Source organism: Candidatus Poriferisocius sp., assembly GCF_965208475.1.
Classification (GTDB): domain Bacteria; phylum Actinomycetota; class Acidimicrobiia; order Acidimicrobiales; family Bin134; genus Poriferisocius.
Genome location: NZ_OZ242338.1, coordinates 1,984,008 through 2,001,305 on the forward strand (window position 1 = coordinate 1,984,008; position 17,298 = coordinate 2,001,305).

Sequence of the window (17,298 nt, forward strand, 5' to 3'; positions counted from 1 at the left end):
GGCCGTTTCTCGTTAGCTGCCTTGTTCGGAGAGCCTGCGGATGTCGTCGAGGTCGAGGTGGCGGAATACGCCATCGGCTCGGGCGGTGACATGGTCGTTTTGCCGTGCTTGGCCTTTGACCTCGGTGATCTCGCCGTCGAATTTCTCCACCCACCCCTCGAAAACAGTCTCCACCCCCAACAGCGTGGGCCTGCGATATTGCACCGACAGCATCATGGTGGGACCGCTGGCGTTGCTGGCCGAGCAGGCGCTGGTGAACACCATGTCGAACGCCGACGCGATGGCAGCCCCGTGGACGCAGCCGGGCGGACCCTCATAGACGGTGGTGAACACTGCTCGTCCCCTGGACACCGGAGGGTCGGCATCGTTGTCCACCACCATCTCCACGGGCAGCGCGGCGGGGTTGTAAATGCCGGTAACCAGGTCGAAAGGCGCCCGCTTGTGGGTTATGGGCGGTCCCTCGAAGCGGGGGATGTCGGGGCCGTAGCGGGGAGGAGGCTCGGCGGGAACATGGGCTTCGAGGCGGTCGGCCAACCCATGGGCCTCTGCGGCCAAAGCGGCGGTCTCGGCGGGCGACGCCATGTTGGTGGCGGTGGCGGCCACCAGTCGGCGCACCGCGTCGGCCAGTGACCTCAGCTCCCGCTCCCGACCGGCCACCGCCGGATGGTCGATGGGCTGGAATGGGCCGTCCGGCTGATTGATATGGGCCACGACGGCAACGGTATGGTGCAAACAGCATCACGGCGCAACCAGGCGTCCAAGTACCCATACCCCCCTAGGAGCCCCCATGCCCCTCGACCCCACTGCCGTCGGCGCTGAGAGCGCCGCGCATACCTCCAGTTGGCGCTCGAAGGACGCCCTTCTCTACGCGCTGGGCGTCGGCGCCGGCGTGACCGACCCAACCGGCTTTGAGCTGGAGTACACCACCGAGAACACCAAGGGCGTCGAGCAGAAGGCCCTGCCCACCATGTGCGTGGTGCTGGGCGGCGGCGTGGGCGCCGGTCCCGACAGCCCGATGGCCAAGATCGGCACCTACAACCCGGCTCTTCTGGTTCACGGTGAGCAGGGATTCGCCCTCCACAAGCCGCTGCCGGTGGAGGCCACGGTCAGCTCGGTGAGCCGCATCACCGGCATCTACGACAAGGGCAAGGCCGCATTGGTGGTGCTAGAGAGCAATGCCACCGACACCGCCGACGACCAGCCCCTGTTCACCACTACCACCTCCCTGTTCATCCGGGGCGAAGGCGGCTGGGGAGGCGACCGGGGGCCGTCCGGCCCGTCGAAAGTGCCCGAGCGCGGTGCCGACCATGTTGTCACCTACGCCACCCGCTCCGATCAGGCGCTTTTGTACCGTCTGAACGGCGACCGCAACCCGCTGCACTCCGACCCGTCGTTCGCCGCGGCCGGTGGATTCGACACCCCGATCCTGCACGGCCTGTGTACTTACGGCTTCACCGGTCGGGCGTTGCTCCACACCCTGTGCGACAGCGATCCAGCCCGTTTCAAGGCCATGCACGGGCGATTCTCCTCCCCGGTGCTGCCCGGCGAGACCCTCGACGTCCACATCTGGGACGAAGGTGGCGGGTCGGCCCGGTTCCAGACCCGGGTGGGCGATCGGGTGGTGCTCGACGCTGGAACTGTGGCCTACGAATAATCGTAGGGCGATAGCCCAATACCAAGAGCAGCGCCGCGGCTATTCGCCGAAAGCGGCGTCGATGTGCTGATCGACCAGCGCGGTGATGGGCAAGTCGACGCCTAGCTGCTCGCCCAAAGCGAGCGCGCCGCCCAGGTCTTTGTGGGCGATGCGGGTGAAGCTACCGCCGAACGCCGGGGGCGGATAGACGATCGGACGACTGAAGACGCCCATGTGGGGCCCGATGTTGCGGTCGGAATAGCTCACGATGTCGGCGAACGCTTTCAGATCCACTCCGGCGGCTGCGGCCAACGCGATGGCCTCGTAGGCCACGGCAAATTCGGCGTAGCTGATGAGGTTGCGGACCACCTTCGCCTGAAGCCCGGCCCCCAGCGGTCCGACGTTGACCACCAAGCCGCCATAGCGCTCAAAGTGAGGTCGACCGCGCTCGGTGTGGACTTCATCGCCCCCGCAGAACACCACCAGATCCCGGCTTTTGGCCGCCGCGGCTCCGCCGGTGACCGGGGCGTCGATCACCGTCACACCGACTTCGGCCGCCCTGGCGGCCAACTCGATCACGGTGGCGGGCAACACGGTGGAGTGGATGGCCACCAGCGCGCCCGACTCGGCGGCCCCGGCGATGGCCCCGTCGTCGCCCATGCACACCTGGCCAACCTGGGCATCATCGATCACCACCACCGCCACCACATCCACCTGTCGGGCCAACTCCCCCGCCGAGCCCGCTGGGGTGCCCCCCAATTCGGCAAACCGGGCCATGGCCTCCTCGGAGATGTCGTAGCCCACCACAACCACGTCGTCATCCCACTCGCCGGCCAGTACGCCCTCGGCGATGGCGCCGCCCATGTCGCCCAGTCCGATTATTCCCAGTCGGGTCATTGCTGATCTGCCTCCTGCTCGCCCGGTCAGCGGTCGCCGATGGCGTAGAAGCCGCCGTCGCGGGCGCCGACGTACATGATGCCGTCCCACACTGCGGCGGTGGACTCCACGCAGGCCCCCAGGGTCACCCGCCACAGCTCGGGGGGCTCCACAAAGGGGTCGGAGATGTCGTAGCCCCGAATCGCCCCGCCGCAGTCGGCCTGGATCAACACATCGTCGATCACCACCGGCGATGCCCACACCGGGGCGGTGATCCGCTTGGACCACACCACCTCGCCGGTGTCGCGGCGAAGAGCGTACAGGTAGCCGGCGTTGGTGGGCGCGTACACCATCTGCTCGGTGAGCGCCGGGGTGGCCCATACCCCGTCGGGAAGGGCGTTGCGGATTTGGGCCCCCCAAACCAGGGGATCGTCGGCGGTGGGGTCGAGCTTGATGACCTGGCCCGTCTCCTGGCTGCGGACCGTCTCCCGCTCGTATTCCACCCCCACGTACAGATAGCCCTCCGCGTCGGCCACCACGGTGGCGTCCACATCATCGCCTGCCCAGTAGCGGAACACCCGCACGGGATCCTGCCCGTCGGCCAGCCCGCTTATGTCCCACCCCTGCACCAGGCCGCCGGAGTTGCCGAAGTACAGGGTGTTGCCCACCACGGTGATGCCACCCTCGATGGACACGTTGCCGTCGGGCACCGCGGCGAGCAGTTCGTCGTCCCAGCCGGGGGCGCTGAACACCAGCTCGGGGTCGATCGTCACCAGCCCGTCAGGGCCATAGCGGCGGTTCAGCTTCACAATGTGGAGATGGCTGTTCTCCCCGCCCTGGAACAGGTAGTCGTCCAGCACGAGGGCCGCCCCGTCCCAGTCGTTGTTCCAGCGCACCGGAGACACCGCGTAGGCGTGCAACGACCACAGCTCGACGGGCTCGTCCCGGTCGAAGGCGAGGATCCGGAAGTAGTCGTCCCGCGAGCCGAAGTACACCAGGGGATAGCCGTCGGGGTCGACGGTAACCGAGCCCTTGACAAGGTCGCCCACCACGAAGTCGGGCCGCAGGCGCTCACCGGTATCGGCATCCAGGAAATGGACCGCGGGGGCGAACGAGCCCACCACCACCCATGTGCGATCGTCCCACTCGACCACCGCGGGCTGGCCGGTCCAGCCAGTGCCGCACCATGTGGTGGTGCCCGCGGCCCACGAGGTGAGCGAGCACAGGTCTCGCTCAGGGGCGCCGGTGAACCGCCACAGCACCTCGGGTGTCAGAGGGGCGGGCCCAGTGCCGTAGAAGGTGCGGGTGGGGTTCCCCCGGAAGGTGAGCAGGCCGGCGACTGAGCCGTGCGGCTGACCGACAGTGGTGGGGTCCACCCACCCCGGATAGGGCGTGGGCGTGGGGATGGGCGCCGGGGTCGGGGTGGGGGAGGGAGGGGCAACAGGGGTCGGGGCGGCGGTGGGGCTGGGCGGCGGTGTTGCGGTGAGGGTCGGGGCGGCGGTGGATGGCAAGGGACTGGAGACCGGAGAGGTGGTCAGCTCGGTATCGGAGTCGCCGAAGAACCGCACGTCGGCTGACACCGCTATCACCACCGCGAGCACCCCGACTGCTGCGGCCACTGCCGCGGTCGCCGCCCATATTCTCCACGCTTGCACTTGCACTACCGTAGAGCCATGGCGATCGAATATCTGGACCCACGGGCTGAACCGGCCGAATCGGTGACTCCTTACGACCTGTCGGCTGGCGGTGACGCCCTCACCATCGGGCTGTTGGCCAATGGTTTTCCCGACTCAGTACCGTTCCTTGAGGCGGTGGGCGAGAGTCTGCGCCGAGTGCGCCCCGGCCTCGAGGTGCGGGCCTGGAACAAGGGCAATGCCTCGATGGTGGCCAACGAACAGCTCATAGGCGAGATCACCGACGGCTGCGACGCGGTGGTGGCCGCCTACGGACATTGAGGAAGCTGCACCAGCGGCACCGTGCGTGACGCCATCGCAGCCGCCCGCCGGGACACACCGGCGGTGGCCCTGGTAACCGCCAAGTTCTCCCCCCAGGGCGACTTTGTGTCCCGATCGGCGGGCATGCCCGACATCCCCCGGGTGATCCTCCCCCACCCGGTGGCCGGCACCGGGGAGAAGGCCATGAAAATGGTGGCCGACGACATCGCCGACGAAGTGCTTCGGGCGCTGGGCGCCGCCGGATGAGCCCACGGCTCTCGGCCCTCTCCGAGGAGGTCGCCCTCGAGCAGCTCCACGCCGACGGTTGCACCGACGGGCTCCCGGTGGTGGTACCCACCCCGGCCCGGGTGGAGCGGATGGTGCTGGCCTCGGGCCTCGACGCCGATGCGTCGCTGGGGCAAATCGGCCCCAACCTGGGCGAGGCCACCGTGGAGAAGGCGGCCGTCGCCGCGGTGATGGCCGGCTGTCTGCCCGACTACTTCCCAGTGGCGGTGGCCGCGGTGCGGGCGGTGTGCGATCCCCGATTGGACATGACCGAGGTGCAGTCGACCACCCATAACCTGGGGCCCCTGCTCATCGTGAACGGCCCGGCGGTGAGCGCTTGTGGAGTGGCCTCGGGCTTCGGCGCGCTGGGTCCCGGCCACCGGGCCAACGCCTCCATCGGGCGAGCAGTGCGCTTGGCCATGATCAACATCGGCGGCGGGCGACCGGGCACCTCCGACATGGCCCTGCTCGGTCATCCTGGCAAGTTCACCTTCTGTCTGGGCGAGGACGAGGAGGCCAGCCCCTGGCCGCCGCTGCACACCTCACTGGGCTACGACATCGAACAGAGCACGGTGACGGTGGCCTGCACCGAGGGGCCGCACTCGGTGCTCTGCTTCCCCGACGACGACCCCGAGGTGTATGCCGACCACCTGCTGAACGTGCTGGCTGCCTCGCTGTCGGGGCTGGGCGCCAACAACACCCACTTCGCCCGGGGCACCCAGGTTTTGGTGCTCAACCCCGACCACGCCGTCGCCCTGGCCGATGTGGGCTACGACCGCGCCACCATCGCCGAGGCGCTCCACCAGCGGGCCAAGCGCTCCTGGTCGGAGCTGTCCACCGTGCGGGCCCGGGGCTCAGGCATCAACCGCCACCTGCGCAGCCAAGGCGATGACCCGGACTTGGTCGTACACGCCCTGAGCAGCCCCGAGGCCCTGCTCATCCTGGTGGCCGGAGGCACCGGCCTGTACTCCTCCGTCATGCCATCCTGGGGCGCCGGCCCCCACGGAAACGGCCACGTCACCGCGGAGATCGGCCTCGACCAGGCCTGCGAATTGCCGTCGGTGATGCCGGCTCAATAGGCCCCGATCCCATCGACGCAAGACTTTCGGCATTCGCTGGTAGCGTTTGGGCTATGGGTCGATTTCGCCGGACATTGGACACTGCCAAGGCTTCTTGGGCGGTTTTGCAGCACGATAGGGAGTTGGCGGTTCTGCCGATTCTGGGGGCGTTGTCCTCGCTTGCGGTGATTGCCGCGATCGGCATTCCCATCTGGCTGTCAACCGACGGGATCGACGACGGCGGCAGCAGCACCGGCAGCGAGCCCATGCTGTGGATCGGCGGAATCATCATCTTGTTCGCCATCACCGTCATCACCGTGTTCTTCAACGCCGCAGTTGTGTCGGGAGCACGAGAGCGGTTCAGCGGCGGCGACCCGACCATCTCCAGCGCCATCAAGGGGGCGTTTTCCCGCCTGCACGTGATCGTGCCCTGGGCGATATTGGCCCTAACCGTCGGCATGATCCTGCGGGCCATCCAGAGTTCCGACAACATCGTCGCCCGAATTGTGGGCAGCCTCCTCAACATGGCCTGGGGAGTGCTGACCTTCCTGGTGGTGCCCATCCTGGTGGTGGAGCAGACCGGGCCGTTCAACTCGTTGAAGCGCTCGGGCGATCTGCTGAGAAATACTTGGGGCGAGAACCTCATCGCCCAGGTGGGCTTCGGCATAATCGGCTTGGTGGCTGCTATTCCGGGCATCCTCATCGCCGTCATCGGAGCATCCGCAGGCTCAGCCGGGGCGGTGATAGGGATCGCGGTCGGACTGACATGGATCGCCTTTGTCTCGGTGATCATCAGCACGCTCACCGCCATCTTCCAGATGGCCCTCTACCTCTACGCCACCACCGGCCAGGTGCCCATGGGCTTCGAGAGCTCCGGCATAAACGACACCTTCCATGAGCGGTCCCAGGGGCCCCTGATGCGAGGCTTGGGTGGCGGGGGCTTAGGCGGCAGGCGGTTCTAGTCCTCAGCAGGCGGCGCTAGCGCAGCCCGGATGATTTCCGGGTTGAGGTACTCCCGGGTGAAGCAGACCTTGCCGTCGCGGAAGCGCCAAAGGCCGATATAGCGATTGGAGTAGTGGCGTCCGGCGGGGAGCACCTCACCCTGACTTGTGTATTCGGCGATCACCAGGTCGGGGTCGGTGCAGGGATACACCTCGGTGATGTGCAAGGTGAAGCTGAGAATCTTGAAGGCCTGCACCAGGCGCTCCCGCACCACTTCTTTGCCCTCCACCCGATCGGGCCCCTCGGGGCGGAAGTAGGGCAGCTCCAGCACATAGTCGTCGGTGTAATGGGCCACCACCGCATCGGCGTCGCCCATGGCGTCGAACACCGACCGGAGGATTTCCAGGTTGCTTTGCGCGCTCATGCCACCAGTTGACCACGTTCTTCGAATCCATGTGAACGCTGGCGGTAGTGTCGCGAACCGTGTCTTCAAATGAACTGCCGCTGAGCGGCATCCGGGTCATCGACATGGCCGACGTCAAGGGCGAGCTGGCCGGGCGGCTCTTGGCCGACCTCGGCGCCGATGTGATCCGGGTGGAGCCACCCGGCGGGGGCGCATCGCGTCTCATGCCCCCGTTCGCCCCTGGTGGCGCAACCAGCCTTTATTTCGCATTCCGCAACTTCAACAAGCGGGGCATCACCGTAGACGCGGCCACCTCCGAGGGTCAGGCCCAGTTGAGAGGGCTGCTGGCCGGCGCCGATGTGTGGATCGAGTCGGCCAAGCCCGGGGCGCTGGCCCCGTTCGGGCTGGACCCAAAGGCGGTATCGGCTGAATTCGAGCACCTCTTGGTGCTGTCGGTCACCGACTTCGGCCAACAAGGCCCCTACGCCCAGTTCGAGGCCACCGACGAGGTCATCCAGGCCATGAGCGGGCATTTGGCCGCCTCGGGCATTCCCGAGAAGCCCCCTCTGCTCATCCCCGGCGCCTTCGCCTACGACGCCGCTGGAGTGGTGGGCGCGCTGGCGGTGCTGATCGGCCTGGTGGCCAAGCAGCGCACCGGGCGGGGCCAGCACCTCGACTTCTCCGTGCTGGAGGCGGCCATCCACCTCAACACCTGGCAGCTGGCCAACATGCAGCCCACCCTGGACGCCGGGCTCGACCCGCCCGTCGTCCGGTCGGGCACCACCGTGGTGTATCCCCTGTTCAAGACGGCCGACGGCTTCATCACTATGGTGATCCTCAGCCCCCGCCAGTGGTCCGCCATGTGGGAGTGGATGGGCCGCCCCGAGGCGTTTGCCGACGAGATGTGGGGCCAGACCCTCACCCGCATGATGAACGGGGATGTGCTCAACCCGGTGATCGCCGAGCACTTCGCCCCCATGCTGATGGAGGAGGCCGCGGCCGAGGCCCAGCGCCGCGGCGTGGTTGTCACCCCGATGCTCAAGCCATCCGACATCCTGGTGAACGAGCACTATGTGTCGCGTTCAACGTTCGTACCGGTGGAGGTTGCCCCTGGTACTGAGGCCGAGGTGGCCTCGGGGTTCATGGAGATCAACCGCCAGCGCCAAGGATTTCGGTTCGAAGCGCCTGCGGTGGGCGAGCACAGCGCCGAAGTACTGGCCGAATCGGCGGCAGCCGAGCCTCGCGACCCGGTCCCGGCAGCCTCCGAGGCCGGCCAGCCGCTGGCGGGGTTGCGGGTGCTCGACTTCGGCCACGGCGGTGTGGGCGTTGAGGGCGGGCGGATGCTGGCCGAGTACGGCGCCGACGTCATCAAGATCGAGACCCGCACCTACCCAGATTTCATGCGGCTGGTGACCGGCACGGAGATGACGGCATCATTCGCCTCCTCGAGCCGCACCAAGCGCAGCTTCGGGGTCAACTCCAAGATCCCCGAGGGCCTAGCCGTGCTGAAGGAACTGGTGAAGACGGCCGACATAGTGATCGAGAACAACTCCACCGGCACCATGGATGCCATGGGGGTGGGATATGAGACCCTCAAAGAGATCAACCCCGGTGTGTGCATGGCCAGCAGCCAGCTCATGGGCTCGACTGGGGCTTACGCCGACTGGATCGGCTACGGGCCCACCATCCAGACGGTGGGGGGCATCAAGTACCTGTGGAACTTCACCGACGGCGACCCGCCACCGGGCTCCAACGCCATCCACCCCGACCACCTGGCCGGCCGGCTGTGCGCGCTGGGCGCCCTGGCCGGACTGCTGAGCCGGGAGCGCCGGGGCGGCGAAGGGGCTCATGCCGAGATCAGCCAGGCCGAGGCGCTGGTCAACACCCTGGGCGACCTGTTCATGGCCGAGTCGCTCAGCCCCGGATCGGTGCAGCCGGTGGGCAACGACTCCGACCAGGGCACCCCGTGGGGAGTGTTCCAGTGTGGCGGCGACCAGCAGTGGAGCGTGGTGTGCGTGCGCAACGACGCCGACTGGGCTGCGCTGAAACAGGCCATGGGCAACCCGCCGTGGGCCGACAACCCGGCCTACGACACCTCAGCGGGCCGCATGGCCGCCCGAGAGGCAGTCAATGCCGGGGTGGCCCAATGGACCGCCGACCTCTCGCCCCTCGAAGTCCAAGACGCCTGTCAAGCCGTCGGCGTCCCTGGCGCGGCCATGCTCACGGCCCTCGACCACATGACCGATCCCCAACTAACCCAGCGAGGCTTCCCGTTGGAGGTCTTCCAGCCCGGCGCCGGCAACCTCGTGCTCGAGGGCCCCTGCTTCTACGGCAGCGAGATGCCCACACCCCCCGTCCACGCCGCCCCCCTGCTCGGCGAGCACACCCGCCAAATCTGCATCGAAGAACTCGCCATGGACCCCGCCGAAGTCAACCGCCTAGTCGAAATGGGCGCCCTAGAGGTGCCCCTGCCCGAAAGCTAGGATATCCTTACACGCATCTGATGTGAGGGTTTCTTCTCAAATTCTTCGTGGCGCGGTTCCGTTACATCCTATGCTTGGGGAATGGAACCGGAGTTCTTCCGAGGATTCAGCACAATTGGGCATCTCGGAATGGAGCTGCGCCGACTCAGAATGACCGCAGGCCTGACTCAGGCTGAGCTGGCAGAACAAGCTGGGGTATCCCGCCGATGGATCAGCCTCGCCGAAAGAGGGCACGGGGGCGGCGAACTGGGAAACCTCATGCGAGTGGTGCGTTCCCTGGGGTTGGAGTTGCGCTTCGACCGCCCACCAGAGCCCAACAGATGAGCAACACCATTGAAGCACTCACGGTGCTGCTCAACGGTGTCCCCGCCGGGAAGCTGCACGTCACCGGCACTGGCCGTGCCGAGTTCTGCTACGACTACGACTATCTGCTCAACAGAGCATCAGTCCCTCTGTCCATGTCCCTGCCGTTTCGCGATCAACCATTCTCCTCGGAAGCAACAATGCGGTGGATCGACAGCCTGCTGCCCGACGATGAGAGCGCCTACTTCAGCCTCGGAGGATTCCAAGCGAAGACTGCCTTGCACTGGCTGGCCGACGGGTGGGCAAGACCGTATGGGAACATCCCCACGACGCACATACTCAAACCCTCGCCCGCAGGACGGCCCGATCAGGCGGTTGCAGAGCATCTCTGCTTGGCGGTTGCCCGGCGGCTTGGGCTGCACGCTGCTGAGTCAGAAATCGCCGTCTACGCCGAGCACCCGACAGCCATCGTCACCCGCTATGACCGGGTACAGACTGACACCGGCTGGGAGCGTGTCCACCAGGAGGATATGTGCCAAGCCTTGGGCGGCTCTCCGCAGCAGAAGTATGAGAAGCACGGTGGACCGGGCATTGCGCCTATCGGCGATGCCATCCAGCGGTTCTCAGCCGATCCCGACGCCGACCTCCGCAGATTCCGCGACGCACTGCTCTACTACTGGATAATCGTGAACCGCGACGGCCATGCCCGCAACTACAGCATCACCATTGACTCAAGGAGCATCAAACTCGCTCCCCTCTACGACATCAGCTCGGCCCTGCCATTCGCCAACAAGAGAATCGGTTCGTTGGAGATGGCCATGCGCTTCGGGTCGGACTTCACCGTCTACCGAGCCGGGGCCAAAGACTCGCTGGCCAGCCTGGCCGCATATCTGATGATCCCGCTGGACGAGACAATCAACCGCGCCGAAGAGATCGCCTCAGGAGTCGTCACGGCCACGGAAAGTGAGATCAGCGCACTGCCCTCCGGCGTCCCCACCACTGGCGCGCTCGAACTATTCAAAGATCGGCTCAAGCAAAGAGCATCCGATTGCCTGCAAACCATCTCCACCAACCGACAGAAGAGCTAGTCCCAGGCATCAGGCTCCGCTGAGATACTGGGCGGACGTGTAGGAACGGGCTTGGATCTCGAACGCTCGGCCTTGCCGACTCGCGCTGGACTGGAACTCCGCATTCATGTTTCGACCATATCCCAGATGTGAAGCCGGTTCCCGGCTAGGACATGGTGACCGCCTTGAACCGCATCACCGGCCCTCATCTCACCGAATGGGGGTTCTTCCGCGAAGGCTCAAGTTGTCTGCGTGTCGCGCGTAGAGCTGATCGGCGGCGGTGCGAAGGACGTCGGCGTGCGATCCCACCGCATGTCGGCTGCACCACAGTACGACCGCTGTGGGCTGGACCACTGGCGAGGGAGCCAACCGTTTGTGCGTTCCTCTGCTGCCAAATTGGCGGGTTGACTGTTCTGCGGTCGGAGATGCGACGAGCGGCACAGGCTGATCACTCAGTACCGCCATAACCTGCTCGTTGCTCGGGCGGATGCTTACCTTGTCGTATACCCGCCTGCTGATCAGCTCCACCAGCTCGTTGTCAGGTTCTTTGAGCATCCGATCCCAGATCTTCGGCATTTCGGTCTTGAGGCGATCAGCCTCTAGATTTGCCTTAAGAACCCGTTGAGCCTGCCTAGGCGACTCCCCGCTGGCCAAGTTGCTCTGCCCCAAGAACCGGTCGAAATCCTCTGCCAACAGTTCTGACGCGAGGCTTCTTCCCGGAGCCGCTTGACTGCTTCCTCAGACAGGTCAAAGACCACGCTCATGCTCCTACTGTACCCAGCGCCTCTTGGACTAGGGGTGTCGACATTTTCCAGATGGCCTCAGCTGGCCACGTCGGTCAGCCGATGACGAGGCCTCCGTTGGGGGTGATGGTTTCGCCGGTGACGAAGTCGCTCTCGTCGGAGGCCAGGTAGAGGGCGGCATAGGCGATGTCGTTGGGGACGCCGATGCGGCCGGCGGGGGTGATCATCTTGAGGCCCTCGATCATGGCGGTGTCCACTCCGGCCACCATGGGGGTGTCGATCACGCCGGGGCACACTGCGTTGGCCCGGATGCCGTGGGGGGCGCAGAACCGGGCCATCGCCCGCATGAATCCCAAGAGCCCGGCTTTTGCGGTGGCGTAATGCACTGGCCCCCAACCGGCCAGACCGGCGATTGACGACATGCAGACGACTGAACCCTTCAGATCGGTGTCGATGATCCGGGACAACATGGCCCGAGTGCAGTAGAAGGCGCCGTTGAGGTGGATGTCGAGCATCCGCTGCCAGCCGTCGTCGCTCATGTCCACGATCTGGCGATCGCCGCCGGTGTTGCCCTCGCCGGAGCCGTCGCCGGGGGTGCTGTCCACCCCGGCGTTGTTCACCAACACGGTGACCGGCCCGAAGCGGGCGTCGATGTCGGCGAACATGGCCTCGATGGCCTTGCTGTCAGACACGTCGCAGGTCGCGCTCATGGCCTCGCCCCCGTTGGCAATCACCTGATCGGCAGTGGCCGCCGCGGCGGCCTCGTTCAGGTCTTGCACCACCACCTTGGCGCCCTCGCCGGCGAACAAGACGCTAATGGCCGTTCCCAGCCCCCCGCCGCCTCCAGTTACCAGGGCCACTTTGCCGTCCAGTCTTCCCATGAGCATGTCCTCCTCGTCGTGGTCGCCGGCAAGGCACTGCCGACTGTTCGAGTAGTGGTGTGATTGCTGCTATTCGCAGATAAATTTCAGTTTGGCACCATGGCACCCCGATACCGAAACCCACAAACTGAGGCCGACGCCATTGTGGGCGGCGGTCTATCCACCAGGGTGCTGGAGCCGTCTCCGCCCGCCGTCCACTCTGGTCCATGGTTTGCCGACGACCCTGTTGCGGTAGGCAACTCCGACCAGGCGACTGAACGGGTGGTGACCCCGACCAGCGCCGGTGATCTTCGCTGGGCTGATCTTGCCTCCGCAGACGAGACGGTGGCCGCCTTCTGCCAGCCCCGATGGCTGGCCAACTACCGGTCTCTTTTATCGGTGCCCGACCACTATCCGGTGCGGCGAGACGACCTGCACCGCTTGGCCTACGGGGTGGTGTCCAACGCCCGCAAGGAAGCCAACGGCAAGTTCGGGCTGCGCTGGACGATGGGCGGCTTCGGAACCCCGTTCTTCGGTGATGACACCCAGGTGCGGGTAGAAGGCCGCCTGCTGGTGATCCAGCAGGGAAGTCGCGTGGACAGCCGGCCGATCACCACGCTGCGAGACGCGGCCGAGTTCCTGGGCGTCGAGGCCACCAGCGACCAGGCCGAACACGACACCGTGGCGCTGGGCGACTTGGACCGCCCGCTGACCGTTGACGAGGAGTTGGTGGCGTTCATCGGCGACTGGTTCGGCATGGCCACCGCGGCGCTAGAGGAACTGCGCTGCACTCCGGGCGCACCCGATCCCAGTCGGGTGCAGCTGTGGCCGGGCCACTTCGACATTGCAGTGGAGATCGGAGATGCCCAGTCCGAGCGGATCACCCGGGCCACCTACGGGGCGTCGACCGGAGACGCAGCCCATCCCGAGCCCTATCTGTATGTGGGGCCATGGGGGCCAGTTGATCCGGGCGACCCGTTCTGGAACGACACTGCATTCACCGGTGCGTCGCTGCCCTTCGCCGCGTTGGCAGGTGACCCGCACCCCTGCGGGGTTGCCCTGGGCTTCTACCGCCAGGCCTTCAGCCGGTTGATCGGCGGCTGATCGAGGCCACCACCGGGGCGAAACTGGTGATGGTCTCGGCCAATCCCTCAGCAGCACTGGAGCGGGCGGTGGCCGCCAAGTTGAGGCTTGCACTGGTGAACCCCATGTCCAGTACGCCACCAAGCTGGTCGGCGCACTCGTCCGGGGTGCCGACGATGGTGAACGCCTGCACCAGCCGATCGTCGATCAGATCGTCGAGCGCGGGATCGTCGAAACGGTTGTGGTCAAAGTACCAGCCCCGGCTGCGGGCCAACGCAGCCTCAATGGCAGTCATGCGGTCGGAGGCCACATCCAGTTCGGGTGGGCGGATGATGGTCAGATAGTGAGCGGCGTAGCGCTTGACGCTGCGCCGAGCCAGGTCGCCGTCGGGTGAGCAGCACAACGTAAGCCGGGGGGCGGTCTCGAAGTCGTCCAGAGTGCGCCCGGCCCCAGCCGCACCTTCAGCCAGCCACGTCCGGTAGGTGTCAGCTAGATCAGCGGAAAGAAAGCGACCTCCGACCAGGGCGATATCGGCCACCTCGCCGGCTAGGCGCATCACCTGGGGGCTGCGGGTGCCAATGGAAATGGGCACCGGATTGGCGGCGGGGCGTATCAGCCGCTCACCACCCACCTCTCCCCCATCCAACAGGGTGCGGATGTCGGCCACTGCTTGGCGAAGGGCAGCCACCGGCTTGGGGTAGTCGATCCCCAGCGACTCCAGCCCTGCCCCTACCCCCAACCCGCAGAACGCCCGGCCGGGGGCGATGTCGTCCAATGTGGCCAAGGCCCCGGCCAATACCACCGGATGTCGGGTGTAGGGGTTGGTCACCATGGCCCCCACCGCGATTCGGCGGGTGCCCTGTGCGCACAGGGCCTGGAGCATGAAGCAATCCGGCCAATACACCACATCGGAGATGCCCAGCCGGGCAAACCCGGCCTCCTCGGCCAGCCGGGCCAGCCCCACCGCGTCAGCGGTGCTCATTCCCGGACTGATCTCCGCTTCGAGGGTGACGCTCACGGCCGATGAGAGTCCTTGACCCGCACCAGATCCGAGGAGTGGTCGTGGTCGGTGGCCACTTCGATGAGCACTGGGCCGTCGGCGGCAAGCGAGGAAGCCAGGGCGTCGGCCAGCGCAGCGTCGTCGTCCACCCGATGGCCCTCCATGGCGAAGGCTCGGGCCACCGCGGCGAAGTCGTGGTCGGCGATGTCCACTGCGGTTCGGCGATCCGGGCCCTGGAAGTCGTAGACGTTGCCCAGCATCTGGTTGTTGAGCACCAGAAACGTGACCGGCAGGCTGTGTTCGACCGCGGTGGCCAGGTTGTGCAGCGACATGAGGAACCCGCCGTCGCCGCTGATCGACAGCACCCGCTCGCCGGGATGAACCATGGCAGCGGCCAGCGCCGCGGGCGGACCCCAGCCCATGCCCAGGTGCCCGCCGGGCAGGTGCAGGCGTCCGGGGGTGCGGGCCTTGAGGAAGTGGTAGGCGAAGATCCGGTTGTTGCCCGCATCCAGGGTGATCCGGCCATCGGCCGGCCACATCTCGTTCAGCACCTGCATCACCCGCTGGGGTGGCACCGGTTGGGCTGACTCGTGCAGCACTGGGGGCTCTTCGGCCCTCGACTTGATGTCGGCCAAATCGGCCCATCGGTCGGCGGCCAGATCCTCGTGAACGCCCACCGCGGGAACGAGCTCGCCCAGCAGGGCGCCCAACTCGGCGTGAACCCCCAACTCCACCGGGTAGCTAACCCCCAAGTTGGCGGCCTCGATGTCCACCTGCACGATGCGCTGGCGGTCGGCGTCCAGCCAAGTGGGAGATTCCACCAGGGTGTCGTGGGGATTGAGGCGCGAGCCCAACACCACCACAGCGTCGGCTCGGGCCAGCAGCTCGAATGCCCCCTGCCAGCCGAACGGGCTGAGCGGTCCTCCTGCCCACGGGTGGTCATCAGCGATGACCCCGCGGGCCTTGGCCGTGGTAACCACCGGTGCGGCGGCCCGGCGGGCCAGGGCGTCCAAGTGGTCGTAGGCCTGGGCCTGGTGGATGCCGTTGCCGGCCACAACCACCGGACGCCGAGCCGTGGCCAAAAGATCGGCCACCGCAGCCACCGCCGAAGGATCGGGCCGCGGTGGGGAGGCCGAAGCCACCCGGGACCGCCGGTAGAGGCGGGGATGGCGAGAGTCATCAGTGCGCCGGAAGATGGCGTCGAGGCGGAAAACCACGGCCGCGGGGCCGGGACGGCCCGAGGTGGCGTGGTGGATGGCCAGCTCCACCGCATGCACCGCCTCGTTGGGGGTGGTGGCCACGCTCATGTACTTGGTCATCCCCGACAGGATGCGGGGCAGATCCACCGACCCGTGGTCGCCGGTGGTGCCCTGGGTGGGAGCGTGCTGGGGGATGCCGTGGTCGGTCATCTCGGTGAGCACCAGCATGGGGGTGCCCGACAGGTACCCCTCCATGAGGCCGAACCCGCCCGACGAGGCGGCGAACGGCCCCTGGCCGGTGAAAACGCCGGGTCGCCCGGTGAGCCGGCCGTACATGTCGGCCATAACCGAGGCCTGGTGCTCATGGGCCGCCCTCACGCTCTGCACTCGGCTCGCCACCGACCGCAGCCCGTCGAACACCTTGATCGAATAGCCCCCCGGCACCCCGAACACATGGGTGATGCCGGCGTCGGCCAGCACCTCGGCGATGGCGATGCCGGCGGGAGTGCCGTCGCTCATAGGACGGAGAACAATCGCTCGCCGATCATGAACCGCCGATCCAGTGCCCGGCGTTCACGTCCAGAGACGCCCCGGTAATGGGCAGCGCCAGGTCGGAGGCGAAGAACAGGGCCGCCCCCGCGATCTCGGCGGCGTCGGGGAGGTACTTGAGCGCGGTCTCGCCGGCGGTCTCGTCGTAGACCACCTGGTAGTCCACCCCCCGGGCGTCGGCCTGGGACTGAAGGAAGTTGCGGACCGCGTCGGCGAAGATGTAGCCGGGCAGAACGCTGTTCACCCGGATGCCGTCGGGCCCCAGTTCCTTGGCCAGAATCTTGGTGATGTTCTCCAAGGCGGCCTTGGAGCTGCTGTAGGCCCCCCAGCCCGCCTGCCGTATGCGGATCGACATGGTGTTGACGAAAATCACCCGCCCGGCCCCGGTATCCCGCAACGCAGGAATGCAAGCCCGGGTCATGTTCAGCGATCCGAAGAAGTTCACGTCGAACACGCTCCGCCAGCGGTCCATGTCGGCGTCCTCCACGTTGACAACGGGAAAGCCGTCGTTGAAGGCGTTGTTCACACAGATGTCCAAACGCCCCAGCCCCTCCACCGCGGCATCGGCCAGCGCCTGGCACTGGTCGGGGTCGGTTATGTCGGTGGACTGCCACACGGTACGCCGGCCCATCGCCTCGATCTCGGCAGCCAGCGACTCCATCAACTCGGTGCGGCGGGCGCCCAAAACGATGTCGGCCCCCTCCCGGGCGAACATCCGGGCGATCTCGATACCCAGACCGGGCCCGATGCCCGACACCAGCGCCACCCGTCCAGCAAGCATGTCGGCCATTGCTCTTCCTCCGTCCCCGCGATCGGCTTCAGGTGTGTCCCAACCATCAGCTCTGTTCTCTCCAGCTTCGCGCAACCCGCGCTCGACTCC

The 17,298-nt window shown here is 66.6% G+C and carries 16 protein-coding genes; 8 read left to right on the forward strand and 8 right to left on the reverse strand.

All coding sequences use genetic code 11. The features are described from left to right. Positions 1–12: 12 nt before the first annotated feature. Positions 13–711, reverse strand: coding sequence for a PaaI family thioesterase (locus ACOGXA_RS09340; RefSeq protein ID WP_419923611.1), 699 nt, complete (start codon positions 709–711; stop codon positions 13–15). Positions 712–787: 76 nt separating this feature from the next. Here ACOGXA_RS09340 and ACOGXA_RS09345 point away from each other — a divergent pair, with 76 nt between their 5' ends. Beyond that, positions 788–1,654 carry a MaoC/PaaZ C-terminal domain-containing protein gene (locus ACOGXA_RS09345; RefSeq protein WP_419923612.1) on the forward strand — a complete coding sequence of 289 codons (867 nt, stop codon included), beginning with the start codon at positions 788–790 and terminating at the stop codon, positions 1,652–1,654. Positions 1,655–1,693: 39 nt separating this feature from the next. Here the strand turns inward: ACOGXA_RS09345 and ACOGXA_RS09350 are convergent, their stop codons facing one another. Further along, positions 1,694–2,530 carry an NAD(P)-dependent oxidoreductase gene (locus tag ACOGXA_RS09350; protein ID WP_419923613.1) on the reverse strand — a complete coding sequence of 279 codons (837 nt, stop codon included), beginning with the start codon at positions 2,528–2,530 and terminating at the stop codon, positions 1,694–1,696. 26 nt (positions 2,531–2,556) lie between these two features. Then, positions 2,557–4,164, reverse strand: coding sequence for a PQQ-binding-like beta-propeller repeat protein (locus ACOGXA_RS09355; RefSeq protein ID WP_419923614.1), 1,608 nt, complete (start codon positions 4,162–4,164; stop codon positions 2,557–2,559). 18 nt (positions 4,165–4,182) lie between these two features. On the opposite strand from ACOGXA_RS09355, the gene ACOGXA_RS09360 reads away from it, so the two are divergent. Genes ACOGXA_RS09360 through ACOGXA_RS09370 form a run of 3 tightly spaced genes read left to right on the forward strand, consistent with a single transcriptional unit; the run spans position 4,183 to position 6,748 of the window. Continuing rightward, positions 4,183–4,710: a UGSC family (seleno)protein gene (locus ACOGXA_RS09360; RefSeq protein ID WP_419923615.1), complete on the forward strand. Its 528-nt coding sequence runs from the start codon at positions 4,183–4,185 to the stop codon at positions 4,708–4,710. Then, entirely contained in the window at positions 4,707–5,807 is a 1,101-nt protein-coding gene (locus ACOGXA_RS09365; RefSeq protein WP_419923616.1) for a hypothetical protein, read from the forward strand. The genes ACOGXA_RS09360 and ACOGXA_RS09365 overlap by 4 nt, the downstream gene beginning before the upstream one ends. A 53-nt stretch (positions 5,808–5,860) precedes the next feature. Continuing rightward, positions 5,861–6,748, forward strand: coding sequence for a DUF6159 family protein (locus tag ACOGXA_RS09370; protein WP_419923617.1), 888 nt, complete (start codon positions 5,861–5,863; stop codon positions 6,746–6,748). Here the strand turns inward: ACOGXA_RS09370 and ACOGXA_RS09375 are convergent. Next, on the reverse strand, positions 6,745–7,152 hold the full coding sequence (locus ACOGXA_RS09375; RefSeq protein ID WP_419923618.1) for a nuclear transport factor 2 family protein: 408 nt from the start codon (positions 7,150–7,152) through the stop codon (positions 6,745–6,747). The two genes, ACOGXA_RS09370 and ACOGXA_RS09375, sit on opposite strands and share 4 nt — an antisense overlap. A gap of 59 nt (positions 7,153–7,211) precedes the next feature. Here ACOGXA_RS09375 and ACOGXA_RS09380 point away from each other — a divergent pair, with 59 nt between their 5' ends. The 3 genes from ACOGXA_RS09380 (at position 7,212) to ACOGXA_RS09390 (ending at position 11,005) form a co-directional block, all read left to right on the forward strand. Then, positions 7,212–9,614, forward strand: coding sequence for a CaiB/BaiF CoA transferase family protein (locus ACOGXA_RS09380; protein ID WP_419923619.1), 2,403 nt, complete (start codon positions 7,212–7,214; stop codon positions 9,612–9,614). 129 nt (positions 9,615–9,743) lie between these two features. Then, positions 9,744–9,938: a helix-turn-helix domain-containing protein gene (locus ACOGXA_RS09385; protein WP_419926964.1), complete on the forward strand. Its 195-nt coding sequence runs from the start codon at positions 9,744–9,746 to the stop codon at positions 9,936–9,938. Beyond that, entirely contained in the window at positions 9,935–11,005 is a 1,071-nt protein-coding gene (locus tag ACOGXA_RS09390; RefSeq protein WP_419923620.1) for a HipA domain-containing protein, read from the forward strand. The genes ACOGXA_RS09385 and ACOGXA_RS09390 overlap by 4 nt, the downstream gene beginning before the upstream one ends. Positions 11,006–11,822: 817 nt before the next feature. Here the strand turns inward: ACOGXA_RS09390 and ACOGXA_RS09395 are convergent. After that, positions 11,823–12,608 (reverse strand): SDR family NAD(P)-dependent oxidoreductase, encoded by a 786-nt coding sequence (locus ACOGXA_RS09395; RefSeq protein ID WP_419923621.1) that lies wholly within the window; start codon positions 12,606–12,608, stop codon positions 11,823–11,825. Positions 12,609–12,707: 99 nt separating this feature from the next. Between ACOGXA_RS09395 and ACOGXA_RS09400 the strand changes: the two genes are divergently transcribed. Further along, on the forward strand, positions 12,708–13,691 hold the full coding sequence (locus ACOGXA_RS09400) for a hypothetical protein (protein WP_419923622.1): 984 nt from the start codon (positions 12,708–12,710) through the stop codon (positions 13,689–13,691). On the opposite strand, the gene ACOGXA_RS09405 is transcribed toward ACOGXA_RS09400, so the two are convergent. Genes ACOGXA_RS09405 through ACOGXA_RS09415 form a run of 3 tightly spaced genes read right to left on the reverse strand, consistent with a single transcriptional unit; the run spans position 13,669 to position 17,208 of the window. Further along, complete coding sequence (locus tag ACOGXA_RS09405) at positions 13,669–14,688, reverse strand: LLM class flavin-dependent oxidoreductase (protein ID WP_419923623.1); 1,020 nt, start codon at positions 14,686–14,688, stop codon at positions 13,669–13,671. The two genes, ACOGXA_RS09400 and ACOGXA_RS09405, sit on opposite strands and share 23 nt — an antisense overlap. After that, positions 14,685–16,388 carry a thiamine pyrophosphate-binding protein gene (locus ACOGXA_RS09410; RefSeq protein WP_419923624.1) on the reverse strand — a complete coding sequence of 568 codons (1,704 nt, stop codon included), beginning with the start codon at positions 16,386–16,388 and terminating at the stop codon, positions 14,685–14,687. Before ACOGXA_RS09410 ends, ACOGXA_RS09405 begins: the two co-directional genes overlap by 4 nt. A 25-nt stretch (positions 16,389–16,413) precedes the next feature. Continuing rightward, positions 16,414–17,208 (reverse strand): SDR family NAD(P)-dependent oxidoreductase, encoded by a 795-nt coding sequence (locus ACOGXA_RS09415; protein WP_419923625.1) that lies wholly within the window; start codon positions 17,206–17,208, stop codon positions 16,414–16,416. Positions 17,209–17,298: the final 90 nt, after the last annotated feature.